23 protein-coding genes are annotated in these 24446 nt (G+C 65.5%); 9 read left to right on the top strand and 14 right to left on the bottom strand.

Annotated features, from left to right (window positions below):
• The first annotated feature begins 3 nt into the window (after positions 1-3).
• Both C1A30_RS31675 and C1A30_RS31670 read left to right on the top strand, forming a co-directional pair.
• The gene (locus C1A30_RS31675) at positions 4-765 is read left to right on the top strand and encodes an SDR family NAD(P)-dependent oxidoreductase (RefSeq protein WP_101952162.1); all 762 of its coding nucleotides are present in this window, start codon (positions 4-6) and stop codon (positions 763-765) included.
• 76 nt (positions 766-841) lie between these two features.
• On the top strand, positions 842-1141 hold the full coding sequence (locus C1A30_RS31670; RefSeq protein WP_101952161.1) for a hypothetical protein: 300 nt from the start codon (positions 842-844) through the stop codon (positions 1139-1141).
• Here C1A30_RS31670 and C1A30_RS31665 read toward each other — a convergent pair.
• From C1A30_RS31665 to C1A30_RS31655, 3 genes are all read right to left on the bottom strand, one after another.
• Entirely contained in the window at positions 1120-2625 is a 1506-nt protein-coding gene (locus C1A30_RS31665; protein WP_101952160.1) for a cell wall metabolism sensor histidine kinase WalK, read from the bottom strand. The two genes, C1A30_RS31670 and C1A30_RS31665, sit on opposite strands and share 22 nt — an antisense overlap.
• Positions 2622-3326 (bottom strand): response regulator transcription factor, encoded by a 705-nt coding sequence (locus tag C1A30_RS31660; protein WP_200828574.1) that lies wholly within the window; start codon positions 3324-3326, stop codon positions 2622-2624. Before C1A30_RS31660 ends, C1A30_RS31665 begins: the two co-directional genes overlap by 4 nt.
• A gap of 123 nt (positions 3327-3449) precedes the next feature.
• Positions 3450-4337 (bottom strand): NmrA family NAD(P)-binding protein, encoded by an 888-nt coding sequence (locus C1A30_RS31655; protein ID WP_101952158.1) that lies wholly within the window; start codon positions 4335-4337, stop codon positions 3450-3452.
• Between the two features lie 95 nt (positions 4338-4432).
• Here C1A30_RS31655 and C1A30_RS31650 point away from each other — a divergent pair, with 95 nt between their 5' ends.
• Positions 4433-4915 (top strand): helix-turn-helix domain-containing protein, encoded by a 483-nt coding sequence (locus tag C1A30_RS31650; protein WP_101952157.1) that lies wholly within the window; start codon positions 4433-4435, stop codon positions 4913-4915.
• Between the two features lie 42 nt (positions 4916-4957).
• On the opposite strand, the gene C1A30_RS31645 is transcribed toward C1A30_RS31650, so the two are convergent.
• A complete protein-coding gene (locus tag C1A30_RS31645; RefSeq protein WP_101952156.1) occupies positions 4958-5872 on the bottom strand; it encodes a nuclear transport factor 2 family protein in 915 nt (304 codons plus the stop codon).
• Positions 5873-5926: 54 nt separating this feature from the next.
• Positions 5927-6706: an alpha/beta hydrolase gene (locus tag C1A30_RS31640; RefSeq protein ID WP_101952155.1), complete on the bottom strand. Its 780-nt coding sequence runs from the start codon at positions 6704-6706 to the stop codon at positions 5927-5929.
• A 186-nt stretch (positions 6707-6892) separates the two neighbouring features.
• On the opposite strand from C1A30_RS31640, the gene C1A30_RS31635 reads away from it, so the two are divergent.
• Positions 6893-7840 (top strand): hypothetical protein, encoded by a 948-nt coding sequence (locus C1A30_RS31635; protein ID WP_235010285.1) that lies wholly within the window; start codon positions 6893-6895, stop codon positions 7838-7840.
• Between the two features lie 30 nt (positions 7841-7870).
• The gene (locus C1A30_RS31630; protein WP_101952154.1) at positions 7871-8488 is read left to right on the top strand and encodes an FHA domain-containing protein; all 618 of its coding nucleotides are present in this window, start codon (positions 7871-7873) and stop codon (positions 8486-8488) included.
• Here C1A30_RS31630 and C1A30_RS31625 read toward each other — a convergent pair.
• On the bottom strand, positions 8481-11480 hold the full coding sequence (locus tag C1A30_RS31625; RefSeq protein WP_101952153.1) for a serine/threonine-protein kinase: 3000 nt from the start codon (positions 11478-11480) through the stop codon (positions 8481-8483). The genes C1A30_RS31630 and C1A30_RS31625 overlap by 8 nt on opposite strands.
• Before the next feature lie 87 nt (positions 11481-11567).
• Here C1A30_RS31625 and C1A30_RS31620 point away from each other — a divergent pair, with 87 nt between their 5' ends.
• The 3 genes from C1A30_RS31620 to C1A30_RS31610 all read left to right on the top strand — a co-directional run bounded on the left by C1A30_RS31620 (position 11568) and on the right by C1A30_RS31610 (position 13818).
• A complete protein-coding gene (locus tag C1A30_RS31620) occupies positions 11568-12188 on the top strand; it encodes a glyoxalase (protein ID WP_101953028.1) in 621 nt (206 codons plus the stop codon).
• A gap of 185 nt (positions 12189-12373) precedes the next feature.
• Positions 12374-13174: an alpha/beta hydrolase gene (locus tag C1A30_RS31615; RefSeq protein ID WP_101952152.1), complete on the top strand. Its 801-nt coding sequence runs from the start codon at positions 12374-12376 to the stop codon at positions 13172-13174.
• A 41-nt stretch (positions 13175-13215) separates the two neighbouring features.
• Positions 13216-13818: a TetR/AcrR family transcriptional regulator gene (locus tag C1A30_RS31610; protein WP_160112810.1), complete on the top strand. Its 603-nt coding sequence runs from the start codon at positions 13216-13218 to the stop codon at positions 13816-13818.
• Here the strand turns inward: C1A30_RS31610 and C1A30_RS31605 are convergent.
• Positions 13758-16049 (bottom strand): ATP-dependent DNA ligase, encoded by a 2292-nt coding sequence (locus tag C1A30_RS31605; protein ID WP_101952150.1) that lies wholly within the window; start codon positions 16047-16049, stop codon positions 13758-13760. The genes C1A30_RS31610 and C1A30_RS31605 overlap by 61 nt on opposite strands.
• Before the next feature lie 31 nt (positions 16050-16080).
• On the opposite strand from C1A30_RS31605, the gene C1A30_RS31600 reads away from it, so the two are divergent.
• Positions 16081-16308: a hypothetical protein gene (locus C1A30_RS31600; RefSeq protein ID WP_101952149.1), complete on the top strand. Its 228-nt coding sequence runs from the start codon at positions 16081-16083 to the stop codon at positions 16306-16308.
• Here C1A30_RS31600 and C1A30_RS31595 read toward each other — a convergent pair.
• The 7 genes from C1A30_RS31595 to C1A30_RS31565 all read right to left on the bottom strand — a co-directional run bounded on the left by C1A30_RS31595 (position 16290) and on the right by C1A30_RS31565 (position 24410).
• A complete protein-coding gene (locus C1A30_RS31595; protein ID WP_235010284.1) occupies positions 16290-17696 on the bottom strand; it encodes an HNH endonuclease signature motif containing protein in 1407 nt (468 codons plus the stop codon). The genes C1A30_RS31600 and C1A30_RS31595 overlap by 19 nt on opposite strands.
• Before the next feature lie 101 nt (positions 17697-17797).
• Positions 17798-19057, bottom strand: coding sequence for a DUF4032 domain-containing protein (locus tag C1A30_RS31590; RefSeq protein WP_101952147.1), 1260 nt, complete (start codon positions 19055-19057; stop codon positions 17798-17800).
• Positions 19057-20136 (bottom strand): ABC transporter ATP-binding protein, encoded by a 1080-nt coding sequence (locus tag C1A30_RS31585; protein WP_101952146.1) that lies wholly within the window; start codon positions 20134-20136, stop codon positions 19057-19059. The genes C1A30_RS31590 and C1A30_RS31585 overlap by 1 nt, the downstream gene beginning before the upstream one ends.
• Positions 20137-20147: 11 nt before the next feature.
• Complete coding sequence (locus tag C1A30_RS31580; protein WP_101952145.1) at positions 20148-21017, bottom strand: carbohydrate ABC transporter permease; 870 nt, start codon at positions 21015-21017, stop codon at positions 20148-20150.
• A gap of 2 nt (positions 21018-21019) precedes the next feature.
• Positions 21020-21994 (bottom strand): carbohydrate ABC transporter permease, encoded by a 975-nt coding sequence (locus tag C1A30_RS31575; RefSeq protein ID WP_101952144.1) that lies wholly within the window; start codon positions 21992-21994, stop codon positions 21020-21022.
• Positions 21994-23358 carry an ABC transporter substrate-binding protein gene (locus tag C1A30_RS31570; protein WP_101953026.1) on the bottom strand — a complete coding sequence of 455 codons (1365 nt, stop codon included), beginning with the start codon at positions 23356-23358 and terminating at the stop codon, positions 21994-21996. The genes C1A30_RS31575 and C1A30_RS31570 overlap by 1 nt, the downstream gene beginning before the upstream one ends.
• Positions 23359-23372: 14 nt before the next feature.
• Positions 23373-24410, bottom strand: a complete 1038-nt coding sequence (locus tag C1A30_RS31565) for a sugar-binding transcriptional regulator (protein WP_235010283.1) — start codon at positions 24408-24410, stop codon at positions 23373-23375.
• Positions 24411-24446: the final 36 nt, after the last annotated feature.

Below are 24446 nucleotides of genomic sequence, written 5' to 3'. Positions count from 1 at the left end.
CGGGTGTCCGTACTCGACAAGTTCCGACTCGACGACAAGGTAGTCATCGTCACCGGCGCCTCGTCAGGCCTTGGAGTTTCGTTCGCGGAGGCCTGCGCGCAGGCCGGAGCCGACGTGGTGCTGGCCGCGAGGCGGGTCGACAAGCTTTACGCGACAGCACGTCTCGTCGAGGAGGCCGGGCGGCGCGCGCTGACCGTCGCGACGGACGTCGCCGATCCGGCTCAGTGTCAGGCCATGGTCGACGCCGCGATCGCCGAATTCGGCCACGTTGACGTGCTCGTGAACAACGCAGGCGTCGGCACCGCGGTGCCGGCGACTCGTGAGACGCCCGAGGAGTTTCGGGCCGTCATCGACATCAACCTCAACGGCTCGTACTGGGCCGCGCAGGCGTGCGGAAAGGTGATGCAGCCCGGCAGTTCGATCGTCAACATCTCCAGCATCCTCGGCATCACCACCGCCGGACTGCCGCAGGCGGCCTACAGCGCGAGTAAGGCCGCGATCTCCGGCCTGACCCGAGACCTGGCGCAGCAGTGGGGCTCTCGTAAGGGCATTCGTGTCAATGCGATCGCGCCTGGCTTCTTCGAGTCCGAGATGACGGACGCGTACGCACCCGGTTACATCGAGAGCCTCAAGCCGCGAGTGTTGTTGGGCCGCATGGGAGATCCGACCGAGCTCGCTGCCACGCTGGTGTGGCTTGCCTCGGATGCGGGCGGCTTCGTCACCGGCCAGACCATCGTCGTCGACGGCGGAGTGACGATCACCTGATTCATAGCAACCACATATGTTTGTGTTCACTATGAAGAGCTAGCGACCCCATGTCCGGCTAGCAACACTGAAGTGCATGAAAAGCTATGTCGCATTTGGATTTACCGCAACCACCCTGACGTCGGCCGCGCTCACGCTCGCCGCCGTCGCCACCGCAGCGCCAACCGGTCCGACGACGGTCGACCAGACGGTGCGAACACTGGAAGCCAGCGGCTACCACGTCATCGTCAACCGCACCGGGGCCGCGCCGCTGTCACAATGCAGCGTCAGTGGCGTGCGCCAAGGTCAGACCCATTCGACGGCCGATTCGCGTGGCGGCAGCTCGATCAACACCACGATCACCTCGAAGACCGTCTACGTCGACGTGGCGTGCTGAGCACCCATCCGAACCTTCGGCAACTTCATCCTGAAAGTCGTTCTACCGCTGGCAGATTCAGCTTCGATTGTGCCGCCGTGCGCCTCGATGATCGAGGCGCAGATGGACAGCCCGAGGCCGAAACTTCCCGCCTCGCCTGACCGCGACTTGTCGGCGCGGACGAACCGCTCGAACAGATGCGGCAGCAGTTCGGCGTCGATTCCCGGGCCGTCGTCGGTGACGGTCAACTCCACGTATTGCGGACCGGTGGCGAGCGTCGACGTCACCGTCGTGCCTGCGGGCGTGTGCACCCGGGCGTTGGTCAGCAGGTTGGCGATGGTCTGGTGCAGCCGCGCATGGTCGCCGCGCACCAGCACCGCGGCGTCGGGAACGTCGGTCAGCCATCGATGTTCCGGCGCGGACACTGCGACGTCGTTGACCGCGTCGACGACCAGGTCGGTCAGGTCGACCTCGGTGGTGTCGAGGTCCTGGCCCTCGTCGAGCCTGGCCAGCAACAACAGATCGGCGACCAACGCGTTCATCCGCCTGGTCTCGGCCTCGATGCGGGCAAGCGAGTACTCGGTGGTTTCCGGGAGCACCGAGCTGTCCTGTCGGGTCAACTCCGCGTAGCCGTGAATGGCCGCCAGCGGGGTGCGCAGTTCGTGGCTGGCGTCGGTGATGAACTGGCGCATCCGCTTATCCGACGCCGCCACGTCGGCCAGCGCGCGCTCCACATGGTCGAGCAGCCGATTGAGCGTGTCGCCGACCAACCCCACCTCGGTGCGCGGATCGGTGTCCCCGGTGGGCACCCGCGGTGTGATCGCATGGTGGTCGCGATCCAGCGGTAGCGCCGCCACTTCGGCCGCGGTCGCGGCCACCCGATCCAGCGGGCGAAGCGCAAACCGCACGATCGCGACCGTGCCCGCGGCGGTGATCAGCAAGGCGAGTGCGGTGATGGCCGCCACGATCCCGGTTTCGCGCGTCATCGCGTCCCACGCCGGCTTGCGCGACACCCCGGTCACCAGCGTCTCGTCGCCGTCGCCGGGGCGGGCGACCATCCGGTAGTAACCCAGCTCGGGCAGTTTGACGGTCTGCGCTTCCCCAGTCGCCCAAGACATTTCAGCGATCTTCTGGACCGCCTCCGGCGGCGCTTTCCGCGACTCCCCATCGACGAAGAACGCCGAGTCCACCACCTTGCCGTTCTGGATCAGCGCGATCACGTTGCCGGGCGCCTGCCCGATCAGGTGGGTCAGCGGCTTCATCGCGCCTGGCGGCGGCAGCTGCCCTGACGCGTCCGGTGTGATGCGGTATTTCGTCACCGCCTGGCTGAACCCATTGGCCGAACCCGACAGTTGCGCGTCGATGATGCCGAGCACCGAGCCGCGCAGGCTGAGCACCGAGCTCACACCAGCCGCCACCAGCACCACCATGACCACCGCCGAGACGCCGATCACCAACTGCCGCAACAACGTCCAGCTGCGCCAGATACGTGTCAACCCCGTCATTCGGACGGCCGCAGCATGTAGCCGACGCCGCGCACGGTGTGGATCATCGGCTGTCGTCGGGCGTCGACCTTCTTGCGCAGGTACGAAACGTACAAATCGACGATGCTGGACCGGCCGCCGAAATCGTAGTCCCAGACGCGATGCAGAATCTCCTTGCGGCTCAACGCCCGTCGGGGATTGCGCATCAGGAACCGCAGCAGTTCGAACTCGGTCGACGTCAGCGAGATCGGATCGCCCGCGCGGGTGACCTCGCGGCTGACGCCGTCGAGTTCGAGGTCGCCGACCGTCAACGTCTCGTCGTCGGCGGGCGTCAGATATGCCGACCGACGAAGCAGCCCGCGCAACCGGGCCACCAACTCCTCAAGGGAGAACGGCTTGGTCATGTAGTCGTCACCGCCCGCGGTCAACCCGGTGACCCGATCGACCACGGAGTCGCGCGCGGTCAGGAACAGCGTCGGGGTGTAGGTGTCGGCGTTACGGATCTGCTGCAGCACACCAAGGCCGTCCATATCCGGCAGCATGATGTCGAGCACGATGATGTCGGGTGCGTTCGCGCGGTACTTTTGCACCGCCTCTGCCGCGTCATGGGCGACGTCGATCTCCCAGCCCTCGTACTGCAGCGCCATCCGGACCAGGTTGGTCAGCGCGCGTTCGTCGTCGACAAGGAGCACCCGGATCGGTGATCCGTCGGGGCGGTACATCCGCGGCAACTGGCCGAGGATGGCGCGCCGCGGCCCCTGGTCGCGGGCAGGCACAGACGTCACCCGACCATTCTTGCGACCTCGCAGGGGATCGTCGCCAACCTCATAGATATTTCACATGGATCAGACGGTCGTCGCGGCGTAGGCGAGTTCGAACAAGGCCCGGTTGTCGTTGACGAAGTCCTCGACGGTGCTCAACGGGCGCCCGAGGATGGTCGGCGCCGTGTCGGTGACGCCGGCCAGCCGTCCCTCCTGCTGATCGATTGTCACGGCCTCGAAGTGCCTGAGCTTGGCGGTGTCATCGGGGATGCCGAGCAGGTCCAGGAACGTCGACACGGTGGTTCGTTCGAACGGCAGGTCCCTGCCGAGCACCCGGCCGACTTCAGCGGCCAGTTCCCGGTGGCTGTATTCGACGGGGCCGGTCAACGTGTAGGTGCGGCCGGCGTGCGCCTCGGGGTCGGCCAGGATTGCGGCCGCGGTCGCTGCGATGTCGCGTCCGGCGATCGGGGCGAACCGACTGTCGGCGTCATAGGGCATGACGTAGCGGTCGTACCGGATCAGATGCGCGATGTAGGTCAGCCATTCCATGAAGAACGTGACCCGCAGATTGGTGGTCGGCACGCTCGACCAGTCGAAGACCTGCTCGGAGAGCCAGTGGTTCTGGGTCGCCTTGCTGCGGGCGTAGGGGCGCGACTGAATGTGCGACATGTTGACGATCAGTTCGAGGTCCTGCTCGCGGGCGGCCTGCGCGAACATCACCGCCGCCTCGACAAGTCCTTCGCCGACCGGGAAGTTGAAGTAGGCGCGCTGCACGCCGTCGAGTGCCGCCCGCACATCGCGAAAACTGAGCAGGTCGCCGAAGACCACCTCGGCACCGGCGTCGCGAAGCCGTTGGGCGCGGGCGTCGTCTGTGCGCACCATTGCCCTCACGTCAACGCCGCTGCCGAGCAGCTGGTCGACCATCGGGCGTCCAGTATCGCCATTGGCCGTCGTCACCAAGATTGTCGTCATGAGCTTGTCCCGTTTCCTAGCTGAGTATGCTTTTACATACTCAGGTGTAGCACCTGCGTATGGTTAAAGCAACCCAGGGAATCGAGTGAAGTCAGATGACAATCCTTCAAGGTCAGCTCGCCGACCGCGAATCATGGTCACCGGTCGGCATCTGCCAGATCGAGAAGACCATGGATTTGGTTGGCACGAAATCCGCCATGTTGATCATGCGGGAGGCCTACTACGGCACCTCCCGCTTCGAGGATTTCCGGCGGCGGGTCGGACTCAGCAGAGCGGTGACTTCGGCACGGCTGACCGAACTTGTCGCTGTCGGCCTGCTGGAGCGAAGGTCCTACAGGGAACCTAGCCGCCGCAGCCGCGACGAGTATGTCGTCACCGAAGCCGGAGTGGATTTCATGCCCGTGGTGTGGGCGATGTTCGAGTGGGGCAGACGGCACCTTCCGGGTAGTCCAGCATTGCAGCTCGCCCATCGTGACTGCGGCGCCGAAGCCACCGTCGAGATCTGTTGCGCGCGTGGACATCAAGTGCCCGCCGACGAACTCGTCGTTCAGCTTCCGCCGGGGGCCAAGCTGGTCTAGACCCGAAGGCGAGGCCGCAGGGACGCCCGCCACGGCTTGCGATCAAGAGAAGTACGCGTCGAATGAACTGACGTCGGTCAGGGTCGCAGTCACGCCCGCGACCTTGTCGTCACGAATCGTGAGGACGTTGATCACGTCCTGGTCAATGCGCTTGCCGTTGTGTTCGCCAGTGTCGTGCAGTCTGACCGCAACTGTGTCCACCCCGAACGTAGATCCCAGCGGTGAGATGTGCAGGCCGTACGTAGCGAAGATGTCGGCGAGTCGGAGGACGTTATCGATTCCCGTCGTCCGACCCGAAATCACGCTGGTACCGGGGATCGTCCACTCGATGTCAGGAGTAGCGTTTCGCGCGATGCCGGCATGATCGTCATGCACCACGGCATTGGCGAACGCCCTGACGATCTCCTGCTGCCGCTGACTCGCCTGTTCGTCGTCGTCCGGTGACGCCGCACTAGGCGCAATACAACAAAGAGCGATCCCAATGACGGCCGCGCCCAAAAGTGGAATCGATACGCCTTTCCCAAACAAGCGCTCAAAGGGCCGCATCACGCGTCTTCTCATCACCGTATCGATGGAGTACGCGTTGTGCTGAAGGGCCGCGATCAGTGCGGCCAGGATCGCGGCGTGAATCAACTGCTCGCCGATCACCGACCAGTTCTGCACGGTGGTCGACCCGAAGATGAAAACCGTCATGGTCAGCGTGCCGACCACCAACGCGACTCTGGTGAACAAACCGAGGATCAACAGCGCGCCGGTACAGCACTCGACGAACGGCAACGCGTACGCGACGGCGGACACCAGGATGCCCGGCACGATGGAAGTGGCGAATTCGCGTGTCACGTGCTCGTGGAAGCTACCCACGATGGGGATCCGAACCAGGCCGTGCCCGAACAGGCTGCAGCCCACGGCCAGCCTCAGCAGGAGATAGGCAATCCTGCGGTTAGCCTCTTGACTCATCGCGTGAATTGTCGGTGACCGCACCGCTTTTCGGGCTGTGAGTCTGCCGCGAGTTCACTGCCGGTTAGCGACGAGCCACTCGTCTATCGCCACCGCCGCGTCGTTCCACACCGGATTGAGCGGAATTCCGTGACCGGTGTTCGCCAGCGTGATGCAATCCGCGTCGATGTCCTTGCCGAGAGACAGCACAGCCTGGGCGGGCACCAGCAGGTCCAACTCCGCGGCGAAAACCAGGGCGGGCACGCGCAAGGGGCGGGTGTCCACCTCGCAGAGCCATCGCGTCGCTTCCAGAACGGCCCGCGGCGACTCCGCGCACAGCAGAGACCTGTACCGCTGCGCCTCGTCGGGACTGACATCGCCCCACCACGCTGCGTCGACCATCTCTTCAGGCGGTGTCCACAATGTCGCCGGATCGACCGGCAGGTCGATTGGCTGCGTACCGAATCCGGCAGGCACCACGGGGGCGAGCAACGCCAGTCCTGCGACAGGATGGACGTACGCATAGGCCAGGCTCGCCAGTCCGCCCATGCTGTGGCCGATGACCACCGGCAGGTCGTCCAGACTTTCGGCGACCTGGCCGATCTCGGTCGTCACGTCGAGGATCGATCGCGACAACGCTTCGGTACGCGGCAGGTCCCGGGAGCCGTGATGGCCCAACCAGTTGAGGCACACAGCGAGCCAACCGCGCTCAGCCAGCCACGGGGCCATCTTCTGCCAGGACCAACTTCCGTGGCATCCGCCGTGCACGAACAATAGCGGCGGCCGCTCCGATGCGCTGCCATATATCTCGACGCGGATCCCGTTGACCTGGACATCGCGGTACTCAATGGGCAACGGGTCTCTCCTCTGAGGTCGTTGGTGTAACGAACGCTATCTTCTGAAGCTGGAGAAACCCTTACCTGGCGGATAGAAAACCCTTCCCTTGCCGGCGCCAAGTCTGCCTTTGCGGTGATTACGTTGCCCAGACGCGACAACGACGATGAAAGTCGTACTTGAAACGACTGATATAGGACCCCTCGAATGTTTGCGACAGCCCAAGACGAGACGGTGCGGATGCGCCCCGTGGAGCCCAAGACAGTGCGGATGCGCTTCGCCGACCTGCACGCCAAAGCCCTTCCCAAAGCCATCAGCGCGTTCGACGGCAAGACCGTGCGGATCAAGGCGCTGGACGTGCCGGTGGTCGGCAAGGTCGCCAACACGGTCCGGCAACGCTACGTCGACCTGAACCGCCGCGAGGTCAAGGCCCCGACCAAGTGGGAGATGGCCCGGCTCGCGCTGGTGCTGCTGCTGGCCTCGATGCCGATCCTGGCCATCTCGGTCGAGGTGTTCGGGCTGGCCTCGCAGAGCGCCATCACGATGGTCACCATCACGCTGGTCGCCGTGCTCGCCACGCTGATTGTGTTCGCACCGCATCGGATCGACATGATCGTCGGTCGCGGCCTGATCTCCGGCATGGTGGCGTGCATCGTCTACGACGGCGCCCGACTGTTCGCCGTCCATGTGCTGGGCCTGATGGGCGACTTCATCCCGACGATGGGCTCGTTCGTGACCGGTGAACCGGACACCGCGGGCAGCGCGGCTGTCGGCTACGTCTACCGCTACATCGGCGATGCCGGCGGCCTGGGTGTCGCGTTCTTCGTTGTCGCCTTCGCGATCGGCATCGACCGCTGGAAGAACGTCTACCAGGTGCTGGCGTCGGTGGCCTTCGCGGTCTTCCCGACCTGGGCGGGTCTGATGGCGACCGTCGCATTGGCCCCGCACGGCGAGGAGCGGATGTTCCCGCTGAACGCCGCGACGATCATCATCACTCTGGTCGGGCACCTGGTCTTCGGGCTGGTGCTGGGGCTGGCCTTCCTGAAGGCGCCGCGAGGACGCGACCGCAGCGAGTGGCCGTGGCCGCCGCTGGTGGAGTCCGCACCGGCCAAGCGGGTGGTGCGGTTCGCGAAGAAGATCACCAGCTCGCCCTAGCCCGCGACTCAGTAGGACACAATTGCCATCATGTCTTCCCACCTGGAAGTCTCGAAGCCGTCCGGACGCGAGTTGGTCCCGCTGACCGGTCAACGGGTGACGCTGGGCAAAGCCGCCAGCAATGACGTCCCGCTCGAACACGACGAAACCGTCTCGCGGCTGCACGCGGTATTCGAGAACCTCGGTTTCGCCTGGTCGATCCGCGATCTCGGCAGCCGCAACGGCACCTACCTCAACGGCGAGAAGATCACGGCCGAACGCGTGCTGCGCTCCGGTGACGAGGTCCGCGTCGGCCGGTCCAAGGTGGTGTTCTGGGAGGTGAAAGACTCAGGCGACGGGAGGCTCGACGAGGAGACCAAGACCGCTGCGACCGTCGAACTGCCGCCCCGGCTGACCCGGCGCGAACTCGACGTCTTGGTGGTGTTGTGCCGGCCGTTGGTCTCCGACGACCCGTTCCCCGAGCCCGCGTCGGTCCGGCGGATGGCCACCGAGCTTTTCGTCACCGAGGCCGCGGTCAAGCAGCATCTGCAGAACCTCTACGACAAGTTCTCGATCCCGCAGGAGGGTGACCGCCGGGTCCGGCTGGCCAACGAGGCGCTGCGCCGCGGCGCGGTCACCATCGCGCAACTGCGCAACCCCGCTAAATGAATTCGAGTTCCTCGACAGTGGCGATGGCCCCTTCATGCGACGGCCGGTCCGCACCGCCGATGCAGTAGACGGCCGACCCGTCCGCGGCCACCACCTGGCCGTGCCGCGGTGTGCCGAGCGGCGCCGCCTCGCTCCACTTCCCGTTCGTCACGTCGTACATCTCGACGGTGGCCAACACCCGCGTCGGCTCCTCGCCGCCGACCGCCACGATGCGGCCGTCGATGAACGTGGCGCCGTAGCTTCCGCGCGGAGTCGGCATGTCCGCCAACTTCTCCCAGTTACCCGAGGCCGGGTCGTACCGCTCCAACGCTGCCGAGTTCTCGTCCGCGGACAGCATTCGGCCGCCGACCGCGTACACATAGGTGCCGTCGGACACCGCCGCCAAATGCTCACGCGGCGTTGGCAAGTCGGCTGCCTGCGTCCAGGACTTGCCGTCGAACACCTCGGTCTGCGGGACGAGTTGCTTGTTGTTCTGCCCGCCGACGACGACGAGCTTGTCGCCGACGACGGCAGCCCCTGCCGCGGCCCGGGCATGTTGCAGGGCAGGCAGTTCCGTCCAGGTGCCGCCCCGCAACGCGAACACCTTGTTCGACGCCTCCGCGATCTGGTCTGTCGCGCCGCCGATCACGACCACCTCGCCGCGGTATGTAGCCCCTGTGGCGTGATGCAGGGGCACCGGCAGCGGCGGCTGCGTCTGCCACACTCCCGTCTTGGGGTCGAAACTCTCCACCGTTTGCAGTGTTTCGCCTTCGCGAATGCCGCCCGCCACCCAGATCTTTCCGTCCTGCACGGTCCACGCCATCATCAACCTCGCGGTCGGCGCGTCCGGCAGGGACTGCCACGCCGGCGCCGGTTGCGGTTTGCGCGGCGCCAGCCGCAAGGCTTCTGCGGATGCCGTGATCTGGCTGTCGCCGGGGCCGGTCGACCCGCCGATCGCGTACACGGTCTTCCCGACTCCCGCGACCGCCATGCCGTGCCGCGCTGTGCCGAGGTCGGGGAGGCCACTCCACGATTGGGTCATCAGATCGAGCGCGACCACGCTCTTGCTCGGTTGGCCACCTGACATGCCACCCACCGCGACGAGCCGGCCGTCGGCATAGGCCACTCCGAGGTCGCTGCGTCGACCGGGCATCTCAGGCAGGGTCGTCCAGGTGTCCGTCGCCGGGTCATACGCCTCGACCGTCGCCACGTCGGCGGCCCCGGTGGACCCGCCGAGGACGTACACCAGCTTGCCGTCCGATGCCGCACCGGCCAACTGTCGCGCGGTGGGGATCGGAGCGCCGAGCTTCCATGACGTGCCGTCGAAGATCTCGGTGGTGGCGAGTGGTTTGTCGTCGGCCCCGACTCCCCCGGTGACGATGATCCGGTCGCCCACGACGGCGGCGGCCGCAGCTGCCCGCGGCTGCAACAGCGGCGGCAACTCGGTCCATCGGCTGTTGACCACGCGCCACACCCGGTCCGTCGCGACCTTGGAATCGGCGCCTTCGGTGCGCCAGCCGCCGACCACGACAGGGGTGTCCTGCCACGTCGCCGACATCGCGTGCTGCACGGGAACGGGTAGGTCGTCGCCGCTCTTCCAACTGTCGATGGCGGGGTCGTAGCCCTCGTGGCCACCGAGCAGCCGGTTGTCGGCGCCCATGCCGCCGAAAATCCAGATGGTGCCGTCGGCTTCGGTGGCGGCCGACGCGTAGGTGGCGGCGGGTGCGTCGGCGATCGGCTTCCATGCGGGCGGCGGTTCGGTGGTCGGCGGTGATGGCGGCGCCGCCTCACCTCCACCGCTGTGGCGCGACGACGTGACGATGAAGACGCTGGCGACCACCAACACCAGCACCGCCGCGATGGCGCCTGCGGCGATCAGCAGCTTCTTGCGGTTCCCGTCCTTCGGCGGGGCGGACGGCGGCGGCGCAGGCTGCGCAGGCGGAGGGGGATTCAGCGCCTGCCACGGCAGGCTGGATGCGCTGACGGAGGCGGTGCGGGCGAACATGTTGGGATTCGGCGGCGGGGTCGACGCGGTCGCTTCGCCGGACAGGACACCGGTGGGCGGACTACCGCCGCCCGACGACTCGAGCTGAGTCGGCGGCACCGACATCGCGTAATCCTGGCCGGCCTGCTCGTGGTGGCCGCCCGGCTCGCTGAGCGCCATCGGATCGGTCGGTAAGCCGTTGTGCCGCTGGGCCAATTGCAACGCGTGGCCGAAATCCTCCGCAGATGCGTAGCGTTCGGCCGGTTCGATCGCCATCGCCTTCTCGATGGCGGCGCAGATGTCAGGCGGGATGCCTGCGGGCCGCAGGTCCGGCACCGGCGTCGAGGTGATCCGCAGATAGTGCGCGATGAGTTCCTCGTCAGCGTTGCGCTCATGCGGGGCCCTGCCCGCGATCAACGCGTAGATCGTCGCGCCCAGTGAGTAGACGTCGGCGGCCACCGTCGGCGGCTTTCCGCCGAGTACCTCGGGCGCGGTGTAGGACAGGGTGCCGGTGAAAAACCCTGTCACCGTTTTGTATCCGCCGACGATGCGCGCCGTGCCGAAGTCGCTCATCTGCGGTTCGCCGTAGTCGTTGACCAGAACATTGGCGGGCTTGATGTCGCGGTGCAAGGTGCCTGTCCGGTGCGCGGTTTCCAGCGCCCCGCACAATTTCACGCCGATGCGCAACGCCTCGGGCCACCCGATCCGGCCCTCCCGCCGCACCCGTTCCGCGAGGGAATTGGCTGAGTGATAAGGCATCACGATGAACGGCCGGTTACTTTCGGTGACACCGACTTGAAGGATGTTCACGATGTTCGGATGGCCGGACAGCGCGCCCATCGCGTAGCCCTCGCGCAGGAAACGTTCCCGGTCGTCTTCGTCCAGATCGGACGCGAGCACCTTGATGGCCACACTTCGCCCGAGGGCCTTCTGATGGCAGCGGTAGACGACGCCGGATCCCCCTCGACCGATTTCGACCGCGTCCTCAAAACCGGCGGCTGCCAGCTCAGACGCTATTCCGCTCGGCATTTTGGCTTCGCCCCTCCGCTGAACTGCACATGGTTTGCTTAAAAGGTACCGAGCAACGGCATCACAAAAGTGGGATTCGCATCAGCCATGACAGTCAGGGTCGACGAGTTGCAAATCGCTGATCCGTCGCAGGTTTGGACGGGAGCAGGTTTCTCCGTCGACTCCGATGCCGTCTGCCGTGTCGGCGGCGTCCGCATCCGACTGGGCGGGCGCGGCGCCGGGATCGTCGGATGGTCGTTGAGCGGCGCGCCGTCGGACAGTCAGGACCTCGACGGCATCCCGACGACGTGGTCGACGCCGGTCAGCGCAGCGCCCGCCGCTCACGCCAACGGCGTCACCGCGATCGACCATGTCGTGCTGATGTCGCCCGATCTGAGCCGGACGGTCGCAGCGCTGGCCGCGGTCGGTGCCGCCCGGCGGCGTGAGCGCGATGCGGAACTCGGCGGACAAGCGATCCGCCAGGTGTTCTTTCGGCTGGGCGAGGTGATCCTCGAAGTCGTCGGTTCGCCGGACACCGCAGCCGACGGGCCTTCGCGGCTGTGGGGAATCACGTTCGAAGTTGCGGACATCGACGCCACCGCCGCGTACTTCGGTGACCGCACGACGCCGGTGAAGGACGCGGTGCAGCCCGGACGCCGGATCACCACGCTTCGGCATCGCGATCTCCGGATGTCGGTGCCGACCGCGATGATCTCGGCGCGCCACTAGGGGCGTGCTGGCGCGAGGGTCGACCGCGGCTGAAGAGCTTGTGCCGCTTAGCGTTCGGTAGCGGTATCCAGTAGGCGGACGATCTGACGGGAATTTTCTCGGCTCCGCCGTGGTTCCTGGCTTTGCGATGCTTATGTAACACTGTTCCATAAGATCCGTCATCGCCCCGACAGACAGGACCATTCATGACCAACGTCGTCTTCATCCACGGGCTCTGGATCTCCCATACCGCCTGGCAGCCATGGATCGAACACTTCACCACCAACGGCCATCACGCGATCGCCCCTGCCTGGCCGGGCGAATTCGCGACCGCCGACGAGACGCGGCGGGGCGCCACGGAGCAAGCGGGATACGGCATCGACGAGCTGACCGAACACTTCGCCGACGTCATCGCCGAGTTCGATACCCCGCCGGTGGTGATCGGCCATTCCTTCGGCGGCCTGATCGCCCAGAAGCTGTTGGGGCAGAACAAGGTGGCCGCCGCAATCGCGATCGACCCGGCTCCGATCAAGGGCGTGAAGCCGCTGCCTTTCGCCCAGTTGCGCTCGGCCTTCCCCGTCCTGGGCAACCCGCTCAACAAAGGACGCGCCAAGGCACTGACGCAGGCGCAGTGGCGATACGGCTTCGGTAACGCGTTGACCGTCGAGGAGTCGGACGCCCTGTGGGAGCAATGGTCGATCCCCTCGCCAGGCAAACCGCTGTTCGAAGCCGCGACGGCGAACTTCTCGCCGAAGTCACCCGCGAAGGTCGACACCGCCAACAGCAATCGCGGGCCATTGCTGATCACCGGCGGCTCCGCCGACCACACCGTGCCATTGGTGTCGGCGAAAGCGGCTTACGGCCTGTACAAAAATTCGTCTGCCGTGACCGATTTCCACGAATTCGAAGGCCGTGGCCACTCGCTGACCATCGACCACGGATGGCGTGATGTCGCCGACACCGCTCTCGCGTGGATGGCCCAGCGGCAGGCCGACATCGCAGCATGACGCCTCGCCGCCGCACCGCCAGCCATCAGGTCTCGGTCGCGTTGCTCGACGCGGCCGAGGCCGTGCTGGATCGCGATGGCGTCGACGGTGTGACGATCCGTGCCGTCGCGCAGCGCGCCGAAGTCTCGCCGATGAGCGTGTACAACCGGTTCGCCAACAAAGACGGTCTGATCGTCGCACTGGCCATGCGGACACTCGAGCAGTTGGCCCAGGCGATCGAGGTACCAACCGACATTGATCCGGTTGAACGTTTCGCTTCGGCATGCCGGAACTATCGCGCGTTCGCCCTGCGCTATCCGGCCCGATATTCGTTGATCTTCGGCGCGGGCAGTCCGCTCGAAGACCAATCGTCTGAGGTCGCGCGCGCTGGTCACGCGGTGTTCACCGTCCTCGTGGAGTTGATTCGCGCGATGAAAAGCTCGGCGTCGGAACAGGAGTCAGCGCAAGATGCACAAGCCGTCTGGAGTGCAATCCATGGTGCCGTGACCATCGAACAGACCGGCATCGGTCAGACACCCGACGCCACGGATACCTTTGAACACATGCTCGACCTGTTCATCCACAGCCTCGCATCCGGCCGGCGTCATTCCCAGACGACTTCGCCGGGCGTCTTGTCAGGTCGAAGTCCGCGCCAACTCGGTTGACGCAACCGGCCGTCGGAGGTCCGCTCGCTGTAGCGCACCTCACCGACCAGTTCCGGCCGAACGAACGTGACGCCCTTGGCATCTTGCGTGGAAAGCCTTGCATTGAACGGTGATTCGTCGGTTTCCAAGGGTTTCAGCAAACCTTTGAGTTTGGTGAGTTCCTTCTCGGTGAACCCGGTGCCGACACGTCCGACGAACTGGAGGCCGTCGTCGGCCGGGATGCCGAGCATCAGCGCCCCGATGCCGCTGGAGCGGCCGCCCTCGCCTTGCCGCCAGCCGCCGATCACCACTTCCTGGGTGTTCCAGATCTTGTCTTTGATCCACGACGATGAGCGTCTGCCCGGCTGGTAGGTCGAATCACGCTTCTTGGCGACCACGCCCTCCCAGCGGTGCTCGCGGGCGTGTTCCATCGCCTCGGGACCGTCACCGGGCAGGACGTCGGGCACGATGAGCCCGCCGCCCTCGGCTAACGCCTCCAGCAGCCTGCGGCGATCAGAGTACTTGGCGCGCAACAGGGATCGGCCGTCGAGGAACAGGATGTCGAATGCCCAGTACTCGACCCGAGTGGACCGCGCCCGGTTCTGCATCTCAGAGAAACTCGGCACTCCGTTGCGGTCGAGCGCCACCGCTTCGCCGTCGAGAATCACGTGATGGTCGGCGAGATCGGCGGCCAGCGCCTCGAATTGCGGATACTCGCGGGTGACGTCGCGGCCGCGGCGAGAGCGCAAGTTCAGTCGGCCGTGGTTGACTTCGGCGATGACGCGGTAACCATCCCACTTGCCTTCGAACGCCCATTGCGAGGCCTTGAGCTTGGCGACCGATCCCTCCGTCGCGAGCATCGGCGCGAGGTCTCCCGCCTGGGGATGCTGCTGCTCCTTCATCCGGTGCGCCAGCCAGTTCTTGCCGTCTGTCTGGATCAGCGCGTACCGGCCCTCGATCTTCTTGCCGTGCAACGTGATTATGACCTCGCCGCCCTTGGCGGGGCCGTCGGGCGGATGGTCGCGGAACTTCTCGGTCTCGTATGTGCCGGTGTCCCAGATGATCACCTTGCCGCCGCCGTACTCGCCCCTCGGGATCTCACCCTCGAAGCTGCCGTACTCGAACGGGTGATCCTCGGTGTGTACGGCCAGATGGTTGACCGACGGCGTATCGGGCAGATTCTTCGGTATGGCCCAACTGACGAGCACGCCGTTGCGCTCCAACCGGAAGTCGTAGTGCAGTCGGCGGGCATGGTGCTCCTGGATGACGAAGAAGTCGTCGTTGCCTGCGGTGGGCGCGAGGTTCGGCACGGGTTCGGGGGTCTTTCCGGCGTCGCGCATGCTGCGGTAGGTGGTGAGCGCGTCGGCCACCGGCGCGTCGGTGTCCATCGCGGCCAACAGGTCACCGTCGCGTGCGACGCGTTCGAGCACCTCGTCGAAGCGCAGATGCCGCAGGTCGGGGTCCTCGATTTCGTCCCAGGTGCGGGGGGCGGCGACGGTGGGCTCCTCCCGGCCACGCAGCGAGTACGGCGCGATCGTCGTCTTGTTGGCGTTGTTCTGGCTCCAGTCCACGAACACCTTGCCCGCGCGCAGGCTCTTGGTCATGGTGGCCGTCACCCGCTTGGGCATTGTTTTTTCCAACTGCATCGCGATCCGCCGCGCCAACACGGACGCGCCGTGCGAGCTGATCGGTTTCTCCAGCGGCACATACAGGTGCAGGCCCTTGCTGCCGCTCGTCAATGGGTAAGTGGTGAGCCCGATTCCGGTGATGAGCTCGCGGACCTCGTGGGCCACCTCGCACAGTTGCCGGAAGGTGACGCCCTCGCCGGGGTCCAGGTCGAACACGACCCGGGTGGCGAGGCCCGGCGTCTGCTCGGCGCCATGTTCCCGCGTCCACGTGCTGACGAATCGCCATTGCGGCACATGCACTTCCAGCGACGCCTGCTGCGCGATCCACGCCAGCCCTTCGGCGGTGTTGATGATCGGATACGTCGTCGTGCCCGACTTGTGGGAGATCGAACCCCGCTCCAGCCAGTCGGGCGCCGAACTGGCGAGCTGCTTTTCGAAGAACGACGGTTCGTCGACACCGTTGGGCCAGCGTTTGCGGGTGACGGGGCGGCCTGCGATATGCGGGAGCATCGCCTCGGCGATGTTGACGTAGTAATCGAACACCTCGGCCTTGGTGGTGCCCGTCGCCGGGTACAGCACCTTGTCCGGGTTGGTCAGCTTCACCCGACCGAATCGATCCACCACCTCACGGTATATACCCGCGTACCGTTGAACTATGGCGAAGATCTTCGCGGCGTGCCTGCTCACAGCGGTTGCCGCGCTCGTCGGGGCCCCGCAGGCGGCAGCCGACCCTGAAGATCGTGTGCCCTACTGCTCGGGCGACCAATCCCCGATGGACGCCTACTGCAGGCCCATGCCGCACCAGTCGTTCACCGACGACGCGCCCGGCGCCAACCCAGGCGTGTCGCTCGGCACCAACCCGGGCTACGAACCGGTCACCTGAAATCCCGCCTCGTCAGGCGGGTCTGGGTCGTTGTCTGGTGGGCGGAGGAGTTTTTCGGGGGTGTGGTAGGTGTTGATGCGGGTTTGGCCGGTGTCCAGGTGGGGTGGCGGAATCCATTCGACTTCGTGGCGCTCGTTCATCCGGGTTCTCCAGCTGTTGGGGCCGACCATCCGGTTATCCGGCCCGCACGCCAACCCCAGCTCGTCGACGTTGGTTTGGCCGTCATCGGCCCAATCAGCGGCCGCGTGGTGGACCTGGCAGCCGTAGGCGGGCACCGTGCACCCCGGTTTGGTGCACCCCCCATCACGGGCGATCAGCATCATCCGCTGCGCCACCGACGCGGTGCGACGGGTGCGGAACAACTCCAACGCCGAGCCGGTCGCCCCATCGAATACCGCCAACCACAGGTGCGCACGCGCCGCCATCCGGATCAGTGTGGGCAACGGCACCACCGTGCCGCCACCGGTGACCCCAACCCCGGCGCGGTGTTCCAAATCTTGCAGCGTGGTGCGGATGATGATCGAGGTCGCCACCCCATTGTGCTGACCCAACGCCCCGCTTTCCAACACACTGCGCCCCGCCACCACCAGCGCATCATGCTGACGCTGACCCAGGCTGCGCTGATCCTCGTCGATCTGCTCCTGAGTCGGGGTGCCCGACACACAGGGCTGCTCATCATCGGGATTACACATCCCCGGAGCGGCCAACTTCGCCCAGATCGCTTCCCAGATCGCCCGCCCCTCCGGGGTCAACGTGACGGTCAGACGGGAGGTGCCGTCGGCTTGTTGCGGACCCATCGTGGCCTCGCGCCGGCGTTCACGCGCGGCATCGTCGGGTTCGGCGCCGTCCTGATCGAGCAGAAACACCAGCCGGAAGGCGGCTTCCTTCAACTCCTTGGGCCCCACGCCCAGCGCGGCGCGCACCAGATCAGCCTCGACCTGATGGCGGGTGGCCACATCCACCCCGGCCGGAATCGCGGCCATCGCCTTGCGCAGCACCTTGACATGCTCACCGGTGATCGCCCCATGGGCCTGGGCGGCGGCGGTGTAGGCCAACACCGGCTCCAACGGCTGCCCCGACACGCTGTGCCGCGGCGCCAACACCTCGGCCTCGGCCAACCGCCGACCCGCCTCCTTACCCGACAGCCGCCACCGGGTCGCCAACACCTGCCGCCAGGATTTGGCACCCAACTCCCTCGGCGTGGCCTGGGTCTGCAACCGGGCCAACAACCCATTGCGGTGGGCGGGCAACTGACACGACAAGATCTCGACCTCATCAAGCACCGCCAACAACTGCGGACGGGTCAACGCCTCGGCGGTCAGCCCGGTCAGCGCGGTATGCGCGGCGCGCACCGCCGCCACCGCCTCCTCGACCGCAACCCCACCCATACCATCGAACATATGTTCGACACTTAAGGAAACTCGAGTGCGGAACCGAAGAAAACTCTAAGAAATTGTCGCTCGGTCAAACACCTGCTGCTCAACGGGATTCACTCGTCGCGCAGTACCTCGAACGGCTCCGTCGGCACCTCCGCAATGGCCAGCTTCGCCGCGGAGTCGACCGGGATCACGCCGCGGGACAGCGCTGCCAAGGCCTTGTTGGTGCCGACGTCATGGCCCGCCTTCTCGCTCAGCAGCCACCGCACCTCGAGCAGATCGCAGTATGCCTGGATCGGGGTGCCTTTCCGACCGACCACGTCGTGTGCCAACCGTTCGTACGGGGTGAGCACCTCGATCACCCACAACCGGGCGGCGGTCGAGTCGTCGACGTCGTGTCCCGCTTCGCGGCACAACTGAGCCTGATACGCCTGCATGTCGCCGAGCAGGATCTCGGCCTGCCCCTCTCCGACATCCAGGCCGGTGAGGTCCCGCAACCGTTGCGCGTGGTAGCGCCGATCACCAACGGCGACACGGATTTTGAGTCGGCTCGGATCATCGCCGACCGGTTGCAGGGACACTTCGTCGACGACGAAACCCAATTCGTTCAGCTTGCGCACCGTTCCCTCGACCCGGTACCGGTCGGCGAAGTCGAACGTGGGCTCGGCGTGCAGCGCGTCCCACAGCTCGTAGTAGCGGGACCGGGTCTGCTCCGCCTCGTCGATCAGCACGTCCTCCAACGTCGACCGGCCGAGGCGTTCGGCGAGATCGATCATGCCCATCGCCACGTTCTCCACCATGATGTCGAGGTCGTGCTCGCGCTGTCCGCGACTCAAAACCGGGTGTACTTCCGAGGTTTCGGCATCGACCAGCTGCGCCTGCAGGAGCTGCCCGTCACGGGAAAACAACGTGTTCGCCAGGGAGCAGTCGCCCCAGAACACGCCGTGCCGGTGCAGTTCCACCATCAGCCAGGCCATGGCGTCCAACAATCGCGCGCGGTGCTTGGGCTGGTCTGTGGGCAGCCGCATGAAGAGCCTGCGGTATTGCCAGGACCCCTCGAGGTAGCGGGTCACCAGGATCGCGGTGTCGAACTCGGGCTGCAGCACCAAGCCCGCGGGCCGCACGGCGGGCAGCCCTTTGTCCTCCAGGCTGCGCAGTACGTCGTACTCCTTGACCGCGATCCGCGCGGGCATGTCCTTGACGGCCCACAGCAGACCGTCGGCGTCGACGAACTTCACCAGGTGACGGCTTGGCCCTACCGCGATGTCGCGCAGTGGGACGTCGGGGACGTTCCAGTCCTCAAGCGGTCGGTCCCACGGCAACCCGAGGAGCCCGGGAGTCGGTGCCCGGAGCCGGAACTCCGGTGCACGCATTAGTTGATGCGTTCGCCGGTGTCCGGATGGAACAGGTGCACAGCGCCTTCGGGGTGCCTGCGCAGCCGAACCGTGTCGGCCAGTCGCGGCGCCGTGCGGGGATTGCACCGCGCGACCAATTCGACGCCGGACCCCGCGTGGGTGTACACGTAGGCCTCGCTGCCGAGGTCCTCGACGAGATCGACGACCACCTCGACACCACCGGAATCGGTGAGTTCCAGTTGCTCAGGCCGGATTCCGAACATCACCTCGGTCAGGCCGGCATCGCTCAGCTTGGTCATGTGCTCGCGTTCGAGTTCCAGCGTCGAGTCGCCGATCTTGACGCCGTCGGCGGTCACCGGCAGCTTCACCAGGTTCATCGCGGGGGATCCGATGAACCCGGCGACGAACGCATTGGCGGGCCGGTCGTACAACTCGTTGGGCGAGGCGAACTGCTGCAGCTTGCCGAACCGAAGGACCGCGACCCTGTCGCCCATCGTCATCGCCTCGACCTGATCGTGCGTGACGTAGACGGTGGTGGTGCCGAGACGCCGTTGCAACGCGGCGATCTGGGTGCGGGTCTGCACGCGCAGTTTCGCGTCGAGGTTGCTCAGCGGCTCGTCCATGCAGAACACCTGTGGCTCACGGACGATCGCGCGGCCCATCGCCACGCGCTGGCGCTGACCGCCGGACAGCTTGGCGGGCTTGCGGTCCAGGAACTCGGTGAGATCCAGGATCTTCGCCGCCTCCTCGACCTTCTTGCGCCGCTCGTCGGCGGACACGCCGCGCAACTTCAGCGCGAAACCCATGTTCTCGGCGACGGTCTTGTTCGGGTACAGCGCGTAATTCTGGAACACCATCGCGATGTCGCGGTCCTTCGACGGCACACCGGTCATGTCCTTGCCGCCGATCTCGATGGAGCCTTCGTCGATGTCCTCGAGGCCGGCAAGCATGCGCAGCGCGGTGCTCTTACCGGAACCCGAAGGGCCGACCAGGACGACGAACTCGCCGTCTTGGATGTCGAGGTTGAGCGAGTCAACCGCGAGCTTGTCCGAACCCTCGTAGATGCACGAAGCGTTCTTGTACGTGATTGCAGCCATCGGTCTTCCTTCTACTTGATCGCGCCGAACGAAAGTCCGCGCACCAGCTTGTTTTGCGCGAACCACCCGCACAGGATCACGGGCAGAGCGGCCATGGTTGCGGCCGCCGAGAGGACGGCCCAGTACTGACCCTCACCGGCGATGAAGCCGACGAGGTACACCGGCATGGTCTGAGCGTTCACCGCAGTGAGGTTCACCGCGAAGAAGAACTCGTTCCACGCGAATATCACGCAGATCAACGCGGTGGCCGCGATGCCGGGAGAAACCAGCGGGAGGATGACCTCACGCACCGAACGCCACAAACTCGCACCGTCCAGGCTCGCTGCTTCGAGTAGTTCGCCGGGCACCTCGAGGAAAAACGACCGCATCATCCAGACTGCTATCGGCAGATTCATCGAGGTGTACAAGATGACCAGCGCCCAAATATTGTCCAGCAGACCGATGTTCGACACGATCACATACAGCGGCAGGATCGCCGCCACGATCGGCAGCATCTTGGTGCTCATGAAGAAGAACAGTGCGTCCTGTGTCTTGCGGACCGGCCGCAGCGACAATGCGAACGCGGCCGGAGTCCCCAGTGCCAGCACGAGGACCGTCGAAACAACGGTGGCGAAGATGGAGTTGAGCAGTGGGGTCCCAATGCCCTGCTCGAACACCGCCTTGAACTGATCCAGCGTCGGGGTGAAGAACAGCTTCGGCGGACTGGTGGCCGCGTCACCCTCTTGCTTGAAGGCCGTCAGGACCATCCAGAACACCGGGAAGAAGAACCCAAGGCCCACCAGCCAGGCCACGATGCCCCACGGGCTGAACTTGCGGCTCTTCTTCTTCGAGGCCGTGGCGGCCGCCGTTGTCTCCGTGGATTTCTCAACTGTGGTCGTCATGACTACGCCGCCTCTTCCTTGCCGCTGAACGACTTGAATATCAATCGGAGCGCGAAGCTCGCGATGATCATCGTGAAGATCACCACCACGACGCCCATCGCCGCCGCCTGGCCCATGTCGAAGCCGAGGAATGCGCGCTGGTAGATGTAGAACGGCAGGTTCGCGCTCGCGATACCCGGACCGCCCTGCGTCAGCATGTAGATGGTGTCGAAGGTGTTGACCAGATAGATCGCGCCGAGCACGACACCCAGTTCGATGAAGCGCCGAAGGTGGGGCAGCGTCAACTCGCGGAAGAGTTGGAACGCGCCCGCACCGTCGACTCGACCGGCCTCCAGGATGTCGCGAGGCATCGACTGGAGGCCGGCGAGGATCAACAACATCATGAACGGCGTCCACTGCCAGATCAGGACGACCATCACCATCTGGAACCCGTATTCGCCGATCCAGTCGACCGGCCCGAGGCCCACGATCGACAGCACCCAGTTCAAAATGCCGTTCGTGGCGTCGAGGATCGTGGTCTTCCAAACCAGCGCCGCTGCAACGGGAGTGATGAGGAAGGGGGTGATGAGCAGGGTCCGCACCACACCGCGACCGAGGAACGCGCGGTCGAGTAACAACGCGATCAGCAGACCGAGAAACGCGGAGACCAGCACGACGACCACGATCAGTAGCACGGTGTTGAAGGCCACCGTCCAGAATTGGCTGTCCTTGACGACCGCGATGTAGTTGTTCAGCCCGACGAACCGCCGGGACCCCGGGCGAACCAGGTTCCACGACAGCGTCGAGTAGTACAGCGTGAACAGGAACGGGATCTGCGTCACGACGATCATGAAGATCAAAGCGGGCAGCAACGGCCCGCGCCGTCGCCATCCTTCGGCGCGGCTCACCCCGACGTCCTGCGCCTCTCGGATCTTGCGAACCCGTTCGGCGACTGCCGCGTCGCTGGCGGCGGCTTCGGTATCAGCGGTTACAGTCATCACTTCTCCTGATAGCTTCGGCCGACGACCTCGGCGTATTCCTGTGCTTGGGCCAGCGCGTCGTCAACGGACTTCTGCCCTGCCATCGCCGCGCTGATCTGCTGGCTGACCCGTGTCCCGAGATCCTGGAACTCCGGAATCCCGACGAACTGGACGCCGGTGTACGGAACCGGTTGCACCGTGGGCTTGTTCGGCGAGGAATTCTCGATCGACTTCAGCGTCAACGGACCGTATGTCTTGGAAATCGCCTCGTACTCAGGCAGTTGCGTATAGGTCGAAGTCCTGCTGCCAGGTGGGACGCGTGCCCAGCCCAGCTTCTCGCCGACCAGTCTCATGTAGTCCTTGCTGGTCATCCACGAGATGAACTTCCATGCGCCGTCGGGGTTCTTGGCATGCGTCGGTATACCGAGCGACCACGTGTACAGCCAGCCCGAGTTCGGTTTCTCGGCGATCGGTGCGGAGAGGTAGCCGATCTTGCCCTGCAGATCCGGGTGTTCCTTCGGGTCCTCGAGCACCGACACCGCCGACGTCGCGTCGTACCACATCGCTGTCTGGCCCTGCCCGAACAGGTTGGCGCACTCCTGGAATCCCGTCGACGAGGCGCCGATCTCACCGGCGTCCTTGACCAGGTCCACGTAGAAGTTGACGGCCCTTTTCACCTCGGGGCTGTTGAGTTGAGCGTTCCATTGCTCGTCGAACCAGCGCCCGCCGAACGTGTTGATCACGGTGTCGAGGGGCGCAAGCACCTCACCCCAGCCGGGCTTGCCGCGAAGGCAGATACCCGCGTCCGAGATGCCCTTGGCCTTGATCGTCTTCGCCCAGTCCGCGACCTCACTCCACTGCGGCTGGTAGTTCGGGTCCTTCGGGACCTGGATGCCCGCCTGTTCGAACATGTCCTTGCGGTACATCAGGAATGACGACTCGCCGTAGAACGGCACCGAGTACATGTTCCCGTCATAGGACAACGACTCCCGCAGCGACGGAATGAAGTCGTTCTCGTCGTAGTCCGGGGTGTCCTTCATGTAGTCGTTGAGCGGAAGCAGCCAGCCAGTTTTCGCCCACTGCGGCGTCTCGAAATTGCTGATCATCACGACGTCGAACTCACTGCCGCCCATCGCCGTCGACATGGTGATCTTGGCCCGCGCCTGGTTCTCCGACAACGAGATGAACTTCAGCTTGGTGCCGGGATTCTCCTTTTCGAACTCCGAGGACAGCTTCTGAGCGTCGGTCATCTGCGAGTTGGACACCAGGGCGATCGTCACCTCGTTCGCTGATGCCCCCAGGCTGCCCGCGCCCGCGCACCCGGAGGTGAGCAGGAGCCCAGTCGCCGCCAAACCCGCTCCGAGTCTCTTTAGCGCTTTCACTTTGACTTCACCTTTCACTGTGCCAATAGCCAACGGGCACAATCGATGTCACAGACCAGCAGACGTGCGAGCTTGCCGCGCAACGCGCCGAGGGTGGCGCTGTACTTGGTTTCGTCGCTGGAGATCAGGATGGTCTTCTCGCAGGCCCGGATGTCCTCGAGCGGAACGGAGACAGCACGCTGTTGTAGTTCGGTGTCCACGGGCGCGCCCTCGGCGTCGAAGAACCGGCCGCCGATCTCACCGACCGCGCCGAGCGCGATCAATTCGTCGAGCATCTTGGTGTCGAGGAAGCTGCCCTCGAACAGGGTGGTCGACGTCGACACCGCACCGACGCCGAACAGCATCACGTCGGCCCGTCGGCCCGCTTCTAGCGTGCGGGAGATCAGCGAGTCGCTGCGCATCGACGCAACCGTCGACGGGTCGGCGTAGAGCGGTGCGGGCAACCGAATCGTGGTGGCCCGCAAAATATCTGCGCAGCGACCTAGGATGAACTCGGTGCCGGTCTGATACGCGGCGGTCGACATCGCGCCGTCGAGTTGGACCACCGCGCGGCAACTGGCCACCCCGGGAGTGAGCGCGTCGGCCACTGCGACCTGCTCGGGGCCCCACGTGAAGCCGAGGACATCGTCGGGCGAGAGCCGGCGCATCAGCAACGCGGCTGCCGGTCGGCCGATGCTGGCGTATGCGGCGGGCCGTCCTGGCGAACCGACGTCGATGCCGTGGCCCGCGACGACTGCCTCGGTGAGCCCGAAGCGCTGCTCGAGTTCGCGTTCCTCGTCGGCGTGCAGATCGTCCTGCATATCCGGCGGGACGACGACCTCGATGCGGACCAGTCCCCTGGCTTTCGCCCTGGCGACCAGTCGGCCCGCCGTCGGACGCGAGACGCCGAGCCGCGAGGCGATCTCCGCCTGGGTCAGGCCGTCGAGGTAGTAGAGCGTCGCCGCCCGCAGTGCGAGTCGCAGGTCTTCGGGGGTGGCCGCGCGGTCGCGCACAGTCGACACGACCTGGCCGCCGAGCTCGGTGACCTTGCCATTCGACGTCGGTGTCGACACTGCCACTCCTCTCCGACCGGTGAACATTTGCTCAGG

The sequence above is a fragment of the Mycobacterium sp. 3519A genome (genome assembly GCF_900240945.1).
Lineage (GTDB): Bacteria > Actinomycetota > Actinomycetes > Mycobacteriales > Mycobacteriaceae > Mycobacterium.
This window is presented reverse-complemented; position numbering and strand designations above follow the sequence as displayed.

What these genes read in the sequence shown, in the direction of transcription:
- C1A30_RS31670 (WP_101952161.1), top strand. Translation starts at nt 842, where the DNA reads ATGAAAAGCTATGTCGCATTTGGATTTACCGCAACCACCCTGACGTCG.
- C1A30_RS31665 (WP_101952160.1), bottom strand. Translation starts at nt 2,625, where the DNA reads ATGACGGGGTTGACACGTATCTGGCGCAGCTGGACGTTGTTGCGGCAG.
- C1A30_RS31660 (WP_200828574.1), bottom strand. Translation starts at nt 3,326, where the DNA reads ATGTACCGCCCCGACGGATCACCGATCCGGGTGCTCCTTGTCGACGAC.
- C1A30_RS31655 (WP_101952158.1), bottom strand. Translation starts at nt 4,337, where the DNA reads ATGACGACAATCTTGGTGACGACGGCCAATGGCGATACTGGACGCCCG.
- C1A30_RS31650 (WP_101952157.1), top strand. Translation starts at nt 4,433, where the DNA reads ATGACAATCCTTCAAGGTCAGCTCGCCGACCGCGAATCATGGTCACCG.
- C1A30_RS31645 (WP_101952156.1), bottom strand. Translation starts at nt 5,872, where the DNA reads ATGAGTCAAGAGGCTAACCGCAGGATTGCCTATCTCCTGCTGAGGCTG.
- C1A30_RS31635 (WP_235010285.1), top strand. Translation starts at nt 6,893, where the DNA reads ATGTTTGCGACAGCCCAAGACGAGACGGTGCGGATGCGCCCCGTGGAG.
- C1A30_RS31630 (WP_101952154.1), top strand. Translation starts at nt 7,871, where the DNA reads ATGTCTTCCCACCTGGAAGTCTCGAAGCCGTCCGGACGCGAGTTGGTC.
- C1A30_RS31625 (WP_101952153.1), bottom strand. Translation starts at nt 11,480, where the DNA reads ATGCCGAGCGGAATAGCGTCTGAGCTGGCAGCCGCCGGTTTTGAGGAC.
- C1A30_RS31620 (WP_101953028.1), top strand. Translation starts at nt 11,568, where the DNA reads ATGACAGTCAGGGTCGACGAGTTGCAAATCGCTGATCCGTCGCAGGTT.
- C1A30_RS31615 (WP_101952152.1), top strand. Translation starts at nt 12,374, where the DNA reads ATGACCAACGTCGTCTTCATCCACGGGCTCTGGATCTCCCATACCGCC.
- C1A30_RS31600 (WP_101952149.1), top strand. Translation starts at nt 16,081, where the DNA reads ATGGCGAAGATCTTCGCGGCGTGCCTGCTCACAGCGGTTGCCGCGCTC.
- C1A30_RS31595 (WP_235010284.1), bottom strand. Translation starts at nt 17,696, where the DNA reads ATGGGTGGGGTTGCGGTCGAGGAGGCGGTGGCGGCGGTGCGCGCCGCG.
- C1A30_RS31590 (WP_101952147.1), bottom strand. Translation starts at nt 19,057, where the DNA reads ATGCGTGCACCGGAGTTCCGGCTCCGGGCACCGACTCCCGGGCTCCTC.
- C1A30_RS31585 (WP_101952146.1), bottom strand. Translation starts at nt 20,136, where the DNA reads ATGGCTGCAATCACGTACAAGAACGCTTCGTGCATCTACGAGGGTTCG.
- C1A30_RS31580 (WP_101952145.1), bottom strand. Translation starts at nt 21,017, where the DNA reads ATGACGACCACAGTTGAGAAATCCACGGAGACAACGGCGGCCGCCACG.
- C1A30_RS31575 (WP_101952144.1), bottom strand. Translation starts at nt 21,994, where the DNA reads ATGACTGTAACCGCTGATACCGAAGCCGCCGCCAGCGACGCGGCAGTC.